Origin of the sequence: Aquabacterium sp. CECT 9606 (assembly GCF_918741295.1) — a bacterium.
In the GTDB taxonomy this organism is placed as follows: Bacteria; Pseudomonadota; Gammaproteobacteria; order Burkholderiales; family Burkholderiaceae_C; genus Aquabacterium.
Window position 1 is genome coordinate 235204 of the sequence record NZ_CAKKNB010000004.1, and the last position, 15498, is coordinate 250701.

A 15498-nucleotide genomic window follows, 5' to 3' on the forward strand; every position below is an offset into this window, starting at 1 on the left:
CTCGCCTGCCCGACGCTAGTCAACCGCGTTGCCCAAGTGGCTTGGCCACCAGAACCATCGGCCGGCTAACCGGACCACGTGCCTACTTACTTAATTGATGTGAAGGCCGTTGGTTTAGTTATCGGAACGTGCTTGCAGGGACTTGAGTTTTTTTTTGAAAGGGTCTAGGAACTTTTAGATCCGGTGAAAAAAGCGGCTTGCGGCTGCCAACTTCAAATCTGGGCTCCAGACATTCTTTCTAGACTGCGGTTCATGGCTATTCACCAGAAACCCGCTAAAACTCCGAACAAGACTCATAACGGCGCGAAAAGCCAAGTCTTGAGGCTGGCCCAACAGAATTGGGAGGCGGGTGTGAAATACGCCAAGTCCGGCGACTGGCCCAAGGCGCAGGCTGCGTTTGATCAGGCCGTGAGAGGGCAACCGCGCGATGCGCTGTACTTGCTGAACCTGGCGCGGGCCCAGATGAAGAACGGTGATATCAAGGATGCCCACCTCACAGCCATGAAGGTGGTCTCCCAAGAGCCCGACAATGTCATTGCCCTGGAGATCGCTTGTGAGTGCCTGAACCAGCAGAATCGCCACGCCGAAAGCGTGGTGTTGATGCAGCAACTGCCCGAGCACGTGGCGCGTTCAACCCGGTACTACCAGCTCCTGGGTGAGTCGCTGTTCAACTCCAATCAACACGAGAAGGCCATCAGTGCCTTGTTCGAGGCCTTGGGGCGGGACATCGACCACGTCCTGTCTCACTACCGGCTTGGCCTGTCATTCAATGCGCTCGGGCTCAAGCCAGAAGCCATCGAATGCTTTCGCACGGCGCTGGCCTTGGGCATGGGGCCTGGTGACTTGGCCGCGCAAGGCCTGTTGACTTTCATCGAAAGAGAGATCTGCTCCTGGCAGCATGCCAAGACCGACCTCGTGGTTTTGCGCGGACTGGCTGCCAGGTTGCCTGCCGACTCAAAGGCTTGGGCATCCGTGTTCGCGCATGTCACGGTCACCGACGATGCGCAAGAACATCTGCGCGTGGCCCGCTCATGCGCGCGCTTCCAGGCCCGTTTGGCCGAGCCGCTCCCGCCATTGGCGTCCCGGGCACTGGGCGAGCGCCTGCGCGTCGGTTTTGTGTCCGCCGATTTCCACCAGCACGCCACAGCCATCCTGATGGCCGAAGTGTTCGAGCATCTGAACGCCGATCCGCGCTTTGAAGTCGTCATGTACTCGCATGGCCCGGAAGATGGCAGTCCCATGCGAGATCGGCTCAAGCTGGCCTGCGCCAAGTTTGTCGCCGTCGAGGCCTTGAGCGACCTGCAGGTGGCCCAGATGGTCCGAGAAGACGGCATCGAAGTGTTGGTGGACCTGAAAGGCCACACGCGCAGCGGCCGCCTGGGCATCTTCGGCCACCGGCCTGCGCCGGTTCAAGTCAGCTTCCTGGGCTTTCCCGGCACGACGGGTGCCGAGTACATGGACTACTTCATTGGCGATGCCATCGTGTCGCCACTGGAGCATGCGGACAACTACAGCGAGAAGCTGGCCTTGATGCCACGTTGCTACCAGCCCAACGATCGCCAGCGCGCCAAGCCTCAGCCTTGCACCCGCGAAGAAGTGGGATTGCCACGGGATGCCTTGGTGCTGTGCGGCTTCAACCAGCCATTCAAGCTGTCTCCGGAAGTGTTTGACGTCTGGTGCCGCATGTTGCGCCAGCTGCCCGGCTCGGTGCTGTGGCTGCTGCAGTGGAACGACCAGTCACCCCCGCAGCTGCGTGCCGAAGCCGAAGCCCGGGGTGTGGACGCCAGCCGCCTGATCTTTGCACCCAGGGTCGGACCCAAAGAACACATGAGCCGCCTTGCTTTGGCTGACTTGTTCATCGACACCTGGCCTTGCAATGGGCACACCACCGCCAGCGATGCCTTGTGGGCTGGTGTGCCGATGGTCACTTACGCTGGCAACACCTTTGCATCGCGCGTGGCCGCCAGCTTGTTGACCGACGTGGGCCTGCCTGAACTGGTCACCACCAACCTGATCGACTACGAGGCCAAGGTGATGCAACTGGCCACCGACTTGGTTCAGCGCCAGACGATTCGCGACCAACTGGTCCACGCCCGAGAGACCGCGCCATTGTTCGACAGCCACAGCTACACGCGCGACTTCGGCCAGTTGTTGTGGGCCATGGCCGAGCGTTGGTCACAAGGCTTGCCCTTTGATCACATCTCACTCATTGACGGAACCGCCCCATGACCCAGCTCCCCCAAGTCCACCTGTGCATCGTGCAGCCGAGCGGGTACGTGCACTCGCTGGGCTTCCTGGACCAGGCACGGTATTTCCGTCACCAGTTCCGCCGCATGGGTGCGCAGGTGAGCCTGGCCAAGAACCGGTTGAGGCATGACGCGGTCAACTTCATCTTTGGTGCGCACCTGGGCTTCGACGCCTCGCTGCGCCAGCGCCACAGCTGCATCTTCGTGAATCTGGAGCAGTTGGGCCAAGGTGGCGCAGCCGTCGCGCGCGACTACCTCCAATTGTTGGCCAGTTCAGCCGTGGTGGATTACGACGCCGACAATGTGTCCGCCTATTCATCGCATGCCGACGACGTGCCTCTGGTGCCGTTCCTGTATGCGCCCTACCTGTCGCAGGTCGAGTTCCTGCCGCTGGAAGATCGGCCGATCGACCTGCTGTTCATCGGCAGCATGAACGAACGACGCCGCAGCATGATCGAACGCATCGAAGCGCAGGGCGTGAAGGTCAGCCTGTTTGAAAGTCCCTTGTACGGCCCCGAGCGCGACCAGTTCATCGTGCAATCCAAGGCCGTGTTCAACGCGCACTTTTACCCCAGCAGCCGCTTTGAGCAGGCCCGTGTGTCGCATTGCCTGTCTTTGGGAACGCCCGTCATCTCGGAGCGTTCGCCCCTGGCCAAGCCTCACGCAGCCTTTGAGAACAGCGTGCTGTGGGTCGAGGAAGCCCAGCTGGAAGGCTTCTTTGCGCAGCAGTTTGGCACGCCTGCGTTCTACGAGCAGGCCATCAATGGCCTGGTGAATTTTCAAGAGGCTGACCCTGTCGAAGCCTATGCCGATCTACTGGCTTTTGCCGCAGGCTATGGCCGCACTCACCAGCAGGCCAGGCCACAAGAGGCTTGGCAACCGACCCGCATCAACCTGGGGTCGGGCAAGGACTACAAGCCAGGGTGGCTGAACATCGATGTGCTGGACCGCGCACAGCCCGATCTGGTGCTGGACCTGGGACGATCCGTGACCTGGCCAGTTCGGGCGCAAACGCCCTACGCCGGCCCGGTGTGCCTGGAAGCCGGCAGCGTGGACTTGGTCTATGCCAACAACGTGCTGGAGCATGTGCCCGATCTGCCCGAGTTGATGGGCAATTGCCTGAAGTTGCTCAAGTTGGGTGGCAAGTTCTTGCTGGAGGTGCCTTACGAGCACGCAGCCACCGCTTGGCAAGACCCGACTCACCTGCGCGCTTTGAATGAAAAATCCTGGCTGTACTACACCGACTGGTTCTGGTACCTGGGCTGGTTCGAACACCGTTTCACGGTCGAGCAGTTCGGTTATCTGGACGACAAGCTGGTGGAGTGCGGCCGAGAAAAAGCCGCCTTCATGAAGGTGGTGCTCACCAAGATCGAGACGACCTTGAAAGAGCGCACCACCGCGCGTGTCATGCGCCCTGATTTCTGCCTGCCCGACGACAACTGACCCTGGCGCTTGCTCAGAACAGCCGCTGTCCCGTGAGCCGTTCGTGCTCGCGGATGGCGAAGCGGTCGGTCATGCCTGCGATGTAGTCGGCCACTGCGCGGTGCTTGTCTTCGCGCTGCGCATGCTCCGGTGGCATGTCACCGGGCTTGTCGACATAAGCCGCGAACAACTCCGCGATCACTTGTTTGGCCCGGACGGTGGTGTCGTTGACCTGCGGATGTCGGTATAACTCCTTGAACAAGAAGCGCTTGAGCTGCGTGCTGGCCTCCCGCATCGGGTGGCTGAAACGCACCAGTGACGGGCAAAGCCGCGCCGCATCGGCAGAACTGGGTGCGTGCTCGGTGATGGCATCGCGCGTGGCATCGATCACGTCGTACACCTGCTGCGACAACATGCGGCGGATGGTGTCAAACAACAAGCGCCGTCCCTTGACGTCCGGGAATTCCGACAAGGTCTCGTCCCGAAAGCGCGTGAACAGGGGCACGTCTTCCAGTTGCTCCATGGTGATCAGGCCTGAGCGCACCCCATCGTCGATGTCATGGGCGTTGTAGGCGATCTCGTCGGCCAGGTTGCACAGCTGGGCTTCCAGGCTGGGCTGCGTGCCTTGCAGAAACCGGTGTCCCACGCCATGGGGCTCGCGCGCTTCCATCAGTTCGGCATTGCGCCGTGAGCAATGCTTGAGCACGCCTTCGCGGGTTTCAAAGCTCAGGTTCAGTCCGTTGAAGGCGGGGTAGCGCTCTTCCAGTTCATCGATCACGCGCAGGGACTGCAGGTTGTGCTCAAAGCCGCCATAGGTGCTCATGCACTCGTTGAGCGTGTCCTGGCCGGCGTGGCCAAAGGGGGTATGGCCCAAGTCATGCGCCAGGGCGATGGCCTCGACCAGGTCTTCGTTCAGGCCTAATGCCCGCGCGATGGAACGGCCCAGTTGCGCCACTTCCAGCGAATGCGTCAGCCGCGTGCGGAACAGGTCGCCTTCGTGGTTCAGGAATACCTGCGTTTTGTAGACCAGGCGGCGAAACGCCGTGCTGTGCACGATGCGGTCTCGGTCGCGCTGGAAGTCGTTGCGCGTGGGCGCAGGTGGCTCGGCGTGCAGACGGCCCCTGGTGTGGGCCGGGTCACTGGCGTAAGGGGCGAGCCACATGGCGCAGCGTCAGGCGGTGTGCGCCGCGATGACTTCGCGCACGATGGCATCGGGGGCAGGCCGCATGCTGGCCTTGCCCAGCTGGTCGATCACCACGAAACGGATCTCGCCGTCTTCGGCCTTCTTGTCCACGCTCATCAGCTCCAGGTAGCGCTCGGCCCCCAGAGCGGGGCCGACGATGGGCAAGCCCGCGCGTTCGATCAGGGCCTTGATGCGCAATGAGGTGGCTTGGTCGATCAAGCCCAGGCGCGCCGACAAATCGGCTGCCATCACCATGCCGCAGCCCACGGCTTCACCGTGCAGCCATTCGCCATAGCCCAGGCCGGCTTCAATGGCGTGGCCAAAGGTGTGGCCAAAGTTGAGGATGGCGCGCAGGCCGGCTTCTTTTTCGTCCTGGCCCACCACCCAGGCCTTGATCTCGCATGAGCGGCGGATGGCGTGGCGCAAGGCCGTGCGGTCACGGGCCAGCAGGGCGTCGAGGTTGGCTTCCAGCCAGCTCAAGAATTCGGCGTCGGCGATGGGGCCGTACTTGATGACCTCGGCCAGGCCGGCCAGCAACTCGCTTTGCGCCAGTGTGTCGAGCGTGTCGATGTCGCAGATCACGCGCTGGGGCTGGTAAAACGCCCCGATCATGTTCTTGCCCACCGGGTGGTTGATGGCGGTTTTTCCGCCCACGCTGGAGTCAACCTGGGCCAGCAGGGTGGTGGGCACCTGCACGAAGGGCACGCCGCGCATGTAGCAGGCGGCCGCAAAACCCGTCATGTCACCGACCACACCGCCGCCCAGGGCGTACAGCACCGTCTTGCGGTCACAAGCCGACTCCAGCAGTGTGGTGAAGACCTGGTTCAGCGAGGGCCAGTCCTTGAACTCTTCGCCATCGGGCAGCTCGACCGACAGCACGCGCTTGTGGTGGGCCTGCAGGGCTTGCGTCAGCTTGGCCGTGTACAGCGGCCCCACGGTGGTGTTGGTGACGATCAGGGCCGTGGCCGATTTGGGCAAGCCAGCGTAGGTGCCGGGCTGGCCGAGCAGGCCTTCGCCGATCAGGATGTCGTAGCTGCGGTCACCCAGGTCGATGGCGACGGTGGTGGTGGAAGGCGAGCTGGAAGAGGTCGATGCCATGAGCGCTTGGGGTCCCAACAAGGGCCCCAAGCCCGCGCAAGAGTGGGTGGAGTTCCCAGCGGTTATGGCCGCGACGCAGGGGGCATCAATCAAAAGAATAGGGTGACGAGCCTTACCCCGGCACTGGAGGCAAACGGTTAGGGCTGCTTCGTTCCCAATCTGACCCGGTTGGCCGCGCCCCCATGCGGGGAGGCCCGTCACTGACCATTGTAAACGAGGTCTCAGAACAGGGTGCGGCAGACCTCTGGCGAGTGGGGCAGCCCTGACGTCAGGTCATCCTGGACAAAGCTCACTTGTGCTTGCCAGCGTCCCTGCTGGCATTGGAAGCCCAGCACGGCAAAACCATCGCCAGCGCGTGGATACCAGGTGTCGACGTGGCAAACCAGGTTGGTGCCTGCCAGCGGCGTGCACAGGGGGAACGACTCGCGCGGCACGAAGTCTTCGCGCCGCGAGTTGGCGAAGGGGAAAGGCGCATACAGGGCCGGGCAATGCACGGACCAGGCGGTGACGTCCCGCTCGGGCGCCTCAGGGCAACTGATGGTGATCTGGCACACGCAGCCCAGGTGTTCGTCGCCCGACACGAATACCACGTGCCTGGCCTGGTGATGCCACAGCCGGGCCAGCAGGCCGTGCAGGGCGGCAGGGTAGCCGTCCCAGGCGTCGGATTGGAGGGCGCCGGCCTCGTCGGCCAGGCTGGTGTGCCTGCGGGGCAGGACCATGGAAGGGCCCGCCATCACCTTGGGTGCCCAGGTGCTGGCGTGGGTCGCCAGCCAGTCCTCCAGGGCCTGCCTTTGGGCGCTGGACATGATGCGGGCCTGGCCCAGGGTGCGCGCCTGCCGGCGTTCGCGTTCGGTGCGCGTGTCCATCATGAAGCAGGCGATGGGGCCTTGCTGGAAGTGGTACCAGACTGGCGGCGCGGCCCGGTCGGCGGTGTGGCCCCTCAAATGGGCAAAGTAGGCGGCCAGTCCGTTTTGCCGGGCATGGTTGTTGTCGCCGAACCGGGCATGCAGGGCCCCGATGGGTGACCAGTTGTCATGGAACTCGTGGTCGTCCGGGAGGGTGTGCACCATGGGGCCCGCCAGCGCCTGGCGCACCACCGAGCGGGACAACCAGTGCCGGTAGGGACCGTGGTAGCGGTCATCCACCGCGGTGGGGTCGAACAGGCCCGCTGTGGCGTCGCTGTAGACCTGGTCGCCGACCAGCAGGATGGCGTCCAGAGGGCTGTGCTTTTGCCATTGGCCCAGGCGGTGGTAGGACAGGTCGGCAGGCCCGGGCACCCACTGGCCGCCACGTGGTTGGCCATCGATCATGCCGCTGGCGTATTGGCAACTGGCCACCGCGATGTGGATGCCGTGCTCCTCGGGATCAGGGCCACAGTCCGGCCAGCGCGTGTGGCGGGCCGCCAGCAGGTTCAGTTGTGCCAGGACTTGAAAGCGCCCGTTTTCCAGGTGGCGGTGAATCTCTTCGGCGATGCTGGGGTGATCCAGCCCGGGCACGCAGTCCGGTGTGCTGGATGAATCGGTCAGCAGCAGCGCGGCACAGCGGTCATGGGCTTGCAGCCAGCCGTCGGGGATGTCGAAAAAATGCACGGTGGCATGGTCGCTTGGCCAGCGCCAGGCATGGGTGTGCCAACGGTCCGAACCGGGCTGCGCTGGGGCCACCAGCACCGCAAAAGTGGGGCTGCATTCGCCCGGTGACGCCCCCATGCCCACACGCACGACAGCGTCCGCACCCTGGTGCAGCACCATGAATGGACCATGGCCCGGCGATGTGCAGCCAAGCCTCCCTGAACCCCGAGGGGCATCTTTTTGCATACCAACATCACAACGACAACAACTTGGTGAGCTTGCTCATTGCAAGAATCGTGTGATGTGTGGAAAAACGTCGTGATGCGCCCGCTTTCCGATCAGACAGTCCTGGTGTCCGTAGCCGGGGATGGGTGCGCAGACCAGCCGTTCGGCAAATTCGGGCCCCAGGCTGGCCACAAAATCCCGGAACAGGTGCATGCCAGTGATGTCGGACAGGCCGTTTTCCTCGCCATGCACGTACAGGCAGGGAAAAGTGAACGCGGCGGCCATGCGGGCGGGCGTCACGTAGACGGGGCTGCCCTGCTGGTCGGTCAGGCAACGCCAGCGGGCGAAGTGGATAGCCTGGCTGACCGAGGCCAGGTTCATGGGGCCGAAGTGGTCGTCAATGGCGTCCAGCATGCCAGCCGACAGGTTCAGGGCATTGAAGTCCCGGCCATACAGCGCGTCCATGCGGTGCCGCGTGCCGATCCAGCTGGCTTGACGCCAGGGCGGCCAGAACGGGTTCTCCATGCTGTATTCCGCGTCAGGGTAGGCCTGCGAGGCCAGCAGGCGGTCCAGCAAGGTGTCGGCCAGGGTGGGGTGCTCGGGGCGGAATTCGAAGCGCCCCAAGGGCATGAACTGGCGCAGGTAGCGGGCCAGGTAGGCCCGCATGACGTTGGCGGGGCTGAAAGCCACCTTGGGAGCGACCTGCGAGATGACCAGGCGGCGGATGCGGCCCTTGAGCGCGGCCCGCAAGGCGGGCCGCGCATCGGTGGGCGTGGCGTGCGCGGGCAGGTCACCGAGCAAGGCCATCCACAGCATCGCCGAGCCCATGCAGTGGGCCACGATGTCGACCTGGGTGTGGCCGGTGACGCGTGTGATGTGGTCCACGGCTTCGGGGATGTCGTTGTAGGCCACGTCCTCGAAGGTCCAGGGCTGGCTCGACGTGGGCATGCCGGGGCTGGTGCGCATGTCCAGGATCCACACGTCATGCCCTTGCTTCCACAGGGTTTCGGCCAGGTTGGGGCGAACGGCCGGGTGGGCAAAGGTGGTGCCGCTGGCGCTGTAGCCATGGATCATCAGCACCGGGCGGCCTTGGTGCCTGGCGTAACGCGTGAGCCGGATGCGCACCGCAGGTGGGCCCATGTCCAGTTCGATGATTTCAGGTGCTGGCAGGTCGGGGATGGGGCCTGGCAGCCGGTGGACCGGGCGCGATGGTGGCGTGTCGGGCTTGCGGAAAGTCCACACATGGGTGTGCAGCAGCACGCGCGAGACCCAGGCCGCCAGGCTGCCCAGGTCAGCCAGGGCATCGGGCATGGTGTCAAAGCGCAGCAATCGCAGCAAGGGCACGCCTTGCTCTGCGAAGTACGACAGGTTCACCTGCATGGGGATGTCGGCGTTGGACCAGGCGGGGCGCCCCGGGTACCGGGTCAGGCGCATGCTCATCAACTGTGCCCAGGGGTTGCCGCGCCGCGAATAGGTCAGGCGTTTGTGGCCGGCCAGATCTTGGCCTTGCCAGGCTTGCTGGAGCTGCAGAACCCATGGGTCCTGGCTTTGCGCTGTGGCTTCGAGTGTGCGCAAGCTGTAGTCAAAGCGGCGCACCTCGCCGGCTCGGGTGGCCAGTTGCAGCAGCCCACGGAGCCGGTCGACTTTGCTCAACTGGACGGATGATGAAGAAGTCGAATCCCGGCCCAGCAAGTGAAGCACGGTGTCCCGCAGGCCGCGGTTGATGAGCCAGGCCCAACCCGCGCGCGCCGTGCGTTGCCAGGCCGCCGAGGCCTCGCGGTGCATGAAGCGCAACTGGCCCGACAGGGGGGCCGTCAACACCACCTTGCCCCATTCAAACGCCGATGCCACGCGCGACTCCTGGCCCCTGACCAGGGCAAATTCCAGACGGCTGTGCTGCGGGTCCAGGCACAGGGTGCGGGCGTCGGGGTGCGGCTTGAGCAGGGACAGGGCCTCCACCGGCTCAAAGCGCAAGGTGAGCCTCAAGGCCAGGCGGTGGCCTTCGGGCCAGGGGTCGTGTGTCCAGTCCTCGGGGTTCACCCAACCGTGCAGTTGCTCGGTGACTTCAATGGTCGTGGGGGTTCGTTGGCGCGCGGCGCTGGCGTAAAGGGTCGATGGCTGACGGTAGACACGCGGCGCGGTCACGGGGGGTGGTGGCGTGGGGTCTGCTTCGGTGACTTGCCAGAGAACGCGCAGTCGATCGATGGCCCGTTGTGCGACGGTGGCGATGGTCAAGGCGGGGTTGATGCCCAGGGAGGTGGGGATGATCGAGCCGTCCAGCACGACGAGGTCCGGGTGCACTTCGGTGCCTTGCCCCTGAAAGACCTGGCCAAGATGGTTGACCACGCCATGGGTGCCCGAGTCCCCCATGGCGCAGCCGCCCAGCGGATGAGTGCTCACGGCTGGGCCTTTTTGATCTCCGGTCAACGCGCGCATGGCGGCGGGCAGGGGTTGCCACAATGGCATGGGGAGCACCTGGCCGGGCCGGTCAGAGGCCTCGCACCATTGGCGCAGTGCCGCCAGTTGCTGGTCGGGCCGCTGGTCTTCCTGCAGCTCGGGCCAGGACACGGTGAGCAGCCCTTCGCCACGGCTCGGATCATCCCAGTCGATGAGGTCGGGCAGGCGCAGGTGGCCGTTGGCACTGTCGTGGCCCATGATGGCGAGCACCTGGGTGTGCCTGAGTTGCTGATCCAGCAAGACCAGGGGGTCGTTGTCATCCGGCTGGTGGCGGGTCAGGTCGAAACGGTCGAGGTCGTGCAGGGCCTTGGCGGTGGTGAACAGCTCTGCGAACAGCCGCTTGAGCGGTCCCGGGATGGCCAGCTCCTGAACCACGTGGCCCAGACCCGGCGCCGTGGGTTGCTCTGCATGGGTGGCCTGGCGCAGATCGACCATCGCGGTGATGGTGGGTCCCACCTCGCGTTCGCCGGGGGCTTGGTGCTCGTCGGCCACGGCATTGACCGGCGAAGCCTGCCCGTACACGGCGGCAAGCACATCGCCATTGCTTGAAAAGTGCTCGCCCAGGCGGCCTGAGGTTGGCAGGCCATGGGCCCGTGAGCGCATGAGGATTTCAGTGGAGCCGAACGTGCCTGCGGCCAGCACCACCCGCCTGGCCCGAATGGTGAACGCCTGGTCGGTTTGGGCCGCGAACAAGGGGTTGGTGTGTTCGACCCAGACCCGCCACCCACCACTCGACAGTGCCTCCAGGCGCTGCACGCTGGCGCCAGTGACCAAGGTCGCGCCCCGCCGACGCGCCGAGGCCAGCAGGGTCTTGTCCAGCGATCGTTTGGCGTTGTGGTTGCAGCCGGTGGCGCAATCACCGCAGCGTTGGCAGTTTGACCAGTCCACGGTGATGGGCACCGATTTGAACGTGCCACCATGCCCGGGCAATGCATTGGCCAGTTCTTCGAGCGCGGCGTGCTTGGCCAGCCTGGGCTGGTCAGTGGGGCAGGCTTGCGCGCCCAGCCGTGTGGACAAGCCTTGCGCCAATTCACGCAGCAAGGCGGTGTCTTGGCGCAAGGCATGCGGCCAGGCAGCCTGCTCGAACACCTGGGGCTCAGGCATGACCATCACCCCGGCATTGATCAGCGAGCCGCCACCCAGGCCGTTGGCCACCACGGCGCACACATCTGGGCCTACGCGCACGTCGAACAGGCCGGTACGCACTCCTTGGGCCGTGGTGCTGTCGGGTGTGGTGAATCGAACGTGGCCAGGCAGTTCGGCCAGCCGAGCTGGAAAACTGCCTTGCGCGTAGGGCTGGCCACGCTCCAGCACCCACACCCGGCAGGCTTGACCAGTGTGGCCGTCGAGCGCGCCTGCCAGGGCATCGGCGGTCACGGCAGCGCCATAGCCACTGCCAGCGATCAGCACATCGCAATCAAATCGTTCCGCCGAGGATTTGGTCCGTTCATGCTTGGTGCCCTCCTGCCTGGCCATCAGTGATTCCAATCCCATGGAAAGCAAATGTTCGGCAGTGTCTGTGGACATGGTCAGTCTTCCTCCTCAAGCGCCAGTCGGATGGCCTGAAGCAAGGTGTCCGCAGACACGGGTTTGTGCAGCAAAAGCAAGCCTTCTTCCTGGGCTTCCCTCAAGCGGTCGGGTGCGGTGTCACCACTCACCAGCAAGGCGGGCAGGCTGGGCTGCAATTGCCTGAGCTTGCGGATGGCCTTGATGCCGTTTTCTTCAGCACGCAGCCGGAAGTCCACCAGAGCGATGTCCGGCGGGTCGTCGGCGGCCAGGCGGATGGCCTCGTCCGTGCTGGCGGCCAGGGTGACGCGGCAACCCCGCGAGGTCAGCAAGGCTTTCATGGCGGCCCTGACTTCCGTTTCGTCGTCAATGACCAGCATGTGGCACATGGGCATGGACGCTTCCGGCTCGTCATGCGCTGGTGTTTGCGGCAACATCGATGTGGCTGCGCCCATGTTCAAGGTCACCTGGGTGCCCACGCCTATTTCCGATTCCAGCGAGATCCGGATGTCCAGCAGTTGAGACAGCCTTTGCACGATCGACAGGCCCAGGCCCAGGCCTTTGGTGCGGTCGCGCTCGGGGTTGTCCAACTGGAAGAATTCTTCGAACACCTGGCGGTGGTGTTCGGATGGAATGCCTCGGCCGGTGTCGCGCACCTTGATGAGCACCCGGTCGGGCAGCCCATCCTGCCCGGGCAGGGCCTCGGCGCCCAGCCAGACCGTGCCGGCATCGCAGTACTTGATGGCGTTGTCCAGCAGATTGCGCACCACCCGGCTGAGGTGCACGCCGTCAGAGTGAACGCCCAGCGATTCGGGGCAGGTCAGCACCAGGCGCAGGCCCTTGCTGTGGGCCAGGGGCGTGAACTCGTGGTGAAGTTGCCTGAGCAAGGGCGCCAGGTGCATGGCGCAGGCCTGGGTCTGGATGATGCCGGCGTCCAGCTTCGACAGGTCGAGCAAGCCTGACAGTTGTTCGCCCAGCGCGCGGATGGCGGTGTTCATGTGGCCCACGATGTCCTGGGCTCGATCCGACAGGTTCTCCGTGTTCAGGGCGGCACTGAACAGCGTCAGGGTGTGCAGGGGTTGGCGCAAGTCATGGCTGGCCGAGGCCAGGAAGCGCGTCTTGGCGATGTTGGCATGCTCGGCCGCATCCAGGGCTTGGCGCAATTCTCGGTTGAGCTGGAAGGCCTTCTGGCGCAGGCCCACGGCCCGTTGCAGGGATTGGTAGTTGCCGCGTGCCAGTGACATCAGGACCAGCAGGTACATCACGATCAGCACCGACATTGAGGTGCCGAGCCAGCCCTGTTGTGCGTTCGAGGGCACCACGAGCCACGCCAACGCCAGCCCGCCCATGACCGGCACGGCATAGGCCGAGTAGATCGCAGGGTGCCCGGACGTGCTGCCCACCGCGCCACTGGACAAGCCTGCCAGCAGCATGGTCAGTACCGACCTTTCCAACTCGGTCATGAGTGGAAAGAAGAACACGCACATTGCATGCGTGACGCCATTGACGCCACTCAGAACGATGGCTTTGCGCAGCGCAGGGGCCAAGGCTTCATCGTCGGCGTCGTCGGTGGGAAACGTCAACAGCCGCCAGCGCAGGGTCAGCACGCCCCCGACCATCAGCAGCCAACCGATCACCAGCCAGCCTGGGTAGCTGCGCATGGCAATGGACGCGATCAGGGCCGCGACCAGGAACACGGGCCACGGTATCAAACCCACTTGGCGGGCCACCAGGCTGAGCACCTCGTGCACCGCCGAGTGCGGTGGGCTCAACGGCGCGTTGCTGGGGACTGGCACGCCCGCGTTCATCACCACTCGCGCTTTTTGCGGGGGGCGGGGCGTTGCAAGGTGTCCAATTGCCGCAAGAGGCCCAACTCATGGGCCTTGTACATGGCCTGAGCACGGCTGCTCACGCCCAGCGTTTGGTAGACGGCCCACAGGTGGGCCTTGACTGTGCCTTCGGCGATGCCGATGTCGCGGGCGATGACCTTGTTGGACTTGCCTTGCAGCAGGCTGCGCAGCACAGCCAGTTGCCGGTCACTGAAGGTAACCGTGGGGAGGGGCTTGGTGGCGCCCGGCTCCGAGCTTGTGTCGCGACTGGGGGGCGGCGAGGTCACGGCTTTGGGCGGCAGGTAGATGCCTTGCGCCAGCACGATGCGCAGTGCCTCGATGGTCACGTCCGAATCGGTGTCTTTGGGGATGAAGCCGGAGGCCCCCGCCTGGATGCAGGCGTGGATGGTGTCCAGTTCGTCGTCGGCGGAGATGATGACCACCGAGGCTGATTCGAACCATTGGCGGACTTCGCGCAAGGCGTCCAGCCTGCTCTGGCCCGGCAGGTTCAGGTCCAGCAAGATGAGGTCGAATCCATCGGTGGGATGTTTGCAAGCATCTGCCACCCTCGCTGCCTGGACCACGTGGTTGTGGGCATCCAGCGAGAGCAGCAGACTCTGCAAACCCTCTCGGAAGAGAGGATGGTCGTCAATGATCAATACACGCACGGCTGCAACTTCTCCAACCGGCTAGCGGAGATCCATGACGTTCCCTGAGCAAATGCCTTTTTTGTCGTGAACGGACAGCGTTTTGAACAATCCGTTGAACAAATGGTAACGAGGTCCATCGCTCAAAACCGGGGCCTAAACCTCAGTTTAGCCAGAGGTGTGATCAACGCAATTGCAGCTCGTCCGCCCCGTAAACCACGTTCAAAGGTTCGATCACCACTTGCTTGGGCCCTTCTTCGACCCGGCCAGCGATGATGGCGTCAATGCCCAGGCTCTTAGAGATGTCCACCACGCGTTGCGCATCGCCCGCCGCCACGTACAGCGCAAAGCCGGCGCCCATGTTCAGGGTGCCGTAAGCCTCCTGGTCGTCCAGTTGGCATTCGCGCTGCATGAAGGCCAGCACGGGCGTGACGGTAGGCACCTGCGTGATGCGGTAGGTGAGTTGCTTGGGGTGGCGCAAAAGCTTGCGCCAGCCATGGCCGGTGACGTTGGCGCAGTAGTGCGGGTTGATGCCGGCGGCGGCCAGGGCCTCGGTCACGGGCGAGTACAGCACCGTGGGGGCCAGCAGGGCCTCGCCATAGCTTTCACCGTTGCCGATGTCGGTCAGGTAACCCTGAGGCAGGCGTTCGGCCAGCTTGCGCGCCAGCGACAGGCCGTTGGCGTGGATACCGCTGGAGGCCAGCAGCACGATTGCATCGCCCGGGCCCATCTTGTCACCCACCGACAGGCGGGTCTTGGGGCTGATGATGCCGGTGCAGGACGCGGCCAGGTCGACCCGGCCATCGGCCACGATGCCGGCCAGCGCGGGGGTTTCGCCACCGCCCCAGGCCACATTGCAGACGTCGCACGCTTTCTTCCAGCCGGCCACCAGGGCATTGGCGCGCACCTTGTCGCCAAACCAGTCGGAGCCGCCAGCGGCCCAGTAGGCCTGCACCACCAGGGGCGTGGCGCCCACCGTGATCAGGTCGTTCACCGCCATGGCGATGGTGTCCTGCGCGATGCCGTCGTAATAGCTTTTGCCAGTCAGCTTGGCCATGTCGTCGGCCACCAGCGTCTTGGTGCCCAGGCATTCGACGATGCTGGCCAGGTACATCGGGCCCACATCGACCACGTAGGCCGATTCGCCGCGCGAGGCGCCCACTTCGCTGAAACCATGGCTGGCCAGGTGCGCACCCGTCTGGGCGGCGGCCCGTTGTGCGGCCACCTTCAAGGGGTCGATCAGGTCGTAGTTGACGCCGGCCTGGTCGTAGGTGAGGGGGGTGGACGGGTTTTCAGCAGTCATGGCGCAGCGAGGGA

The 15498-nt window shown here is 64.4% G+C and carries 9 protein-coding genes and 1 other RNA gene; 2 read left to right on the plus strand and 8 right to left on the minus strand.

Annotated features, from left to right (window positions below; translation table 11 throughout):
• Nucleotides 1–351 precede the first annotated feature (351 nt).
• Nucleotides 352–2229, plus strand: coding sequence for a tetratricopeptide repeat protein (locus LQ232_RS18350; protein WP_230181840.1), 1878 nt, complete (start codon nt 352–354; stop codon nt 2227–2229).
• Complete coding sequence (locus tag LQ232_RS18355) at nt 2226–3689, plus strand: methyltransferase domain-containing protein (RefSeq protein WP_230181841.1); 1464 nt, start codon at nt 2226–2228, stop codon at nt 3687–3689. The genes LQ232_RS18350 and LQ232_RS18355 overlap by 4 nt, the downstream gene beginning before the upstream one ends.
• A 13-nt stretch (nt 3690–3702) precedes the next feature.
• Here LQ232_RS18355 and LQ232_RS18360 read toward each other — a convergent pair whose 3' ends face one another.
• From LQ232_RS18360 to LQ232_RS18395, 8 genes are all read right to left on the minus strand, one after another.
• Nucleotides 3703–4830, minus strand: coding sequence for a deoxyguanosinetriphosphate triphosphohydrolase (locus LQ232_RS18360; protein WP_230181842.1), 1128 nt, complete (start codon nt 4828–4830; stop codon nt 3703–3705).
• Between the two features lie 9 nt (nt 4831–4839).
• Nucleotides 4840–5949: a 3-dehydroquinate synthase gene (gene aroB, locus LQ232_RS18365; RefSeq protein ID WP_230181843.1), complete on the minus strand. Its 1110-nt coding sequence runs from the start codon at nt 5947–5949 to the stop codon at nt 4840–4842.
• 101 nt (nt 5950–6050) lie between these two features.
• Nucleotides 6051–6148, minus strand: an RNA gene (ffs, locus tag LQ232_RS18370) — signal recognition particle sRNA small type.
• A 22-nt stretch (nt 6149–6170) separates the two neighbouring features.
• Nucleotides 6171–7697 carry an alkaline phosphatase D family protein gene (locus LQ232_RS18375; protein WP_230181844.1) on the minus strand — a complete coding sequence of 509 codons (1527 nt, stop codon included), beginning with the start codon at nt 7695–7697 and terminating at the stop codon, nt 6171–6173.
• Nucleotides 7698–7799: 102 nt separating this feature from the next.
• Nucleotides 7800–11726: an alpha/beta fold hydrolase gene (locus tag LQ232_RS18380; RefSeq protein ID WP_230181845.1), complete on the minus strand. Its 3927-nt coding sequence runs from the start codon at nt 11724–11726 to the stop codon at nt 7800–7802.
• Nucleotides 11727–11728: 2 nt separating this feature from the next.
• The gene (locus tag LQ232_RS18385) at nt 11729–13501 is read right to left on the minus strand and encodes a hybrid sensor histidine kinase/response regulator (protein ID WP_230181846.1); all 1773 of its coding nucleotides are present in this window, start codon (nt 13499–13501) and stop codon (nt 11729–11731) included.
• A gap of 11 nt (nt 13502–13512) precedes the next feature.
• Nucleotides 13513–14202, minus strand: coding sequence for a response regulator transcription factor (locus LQ232_RS18390; RefSeq protein ID WP_230181847.1), 690 nt, complete (start codon nt 14200–14202; stop codon nt 13513–13515).
• Nucleotides 14203–14365: 163 nt separating this feature from the next.
• Nucleotides 14366–15484, minus strand: coding sequence for an AIR synthase-related protein (locus LQ232_RS18395; RefSeq protein ID WP_230181848.1), 1119 nt, complete (start codon nt 15482–15484; stop codon nt 14366–14368).
• Between the last annotated feature and the right edge of the window lie 14 nt (nt 15485–15498).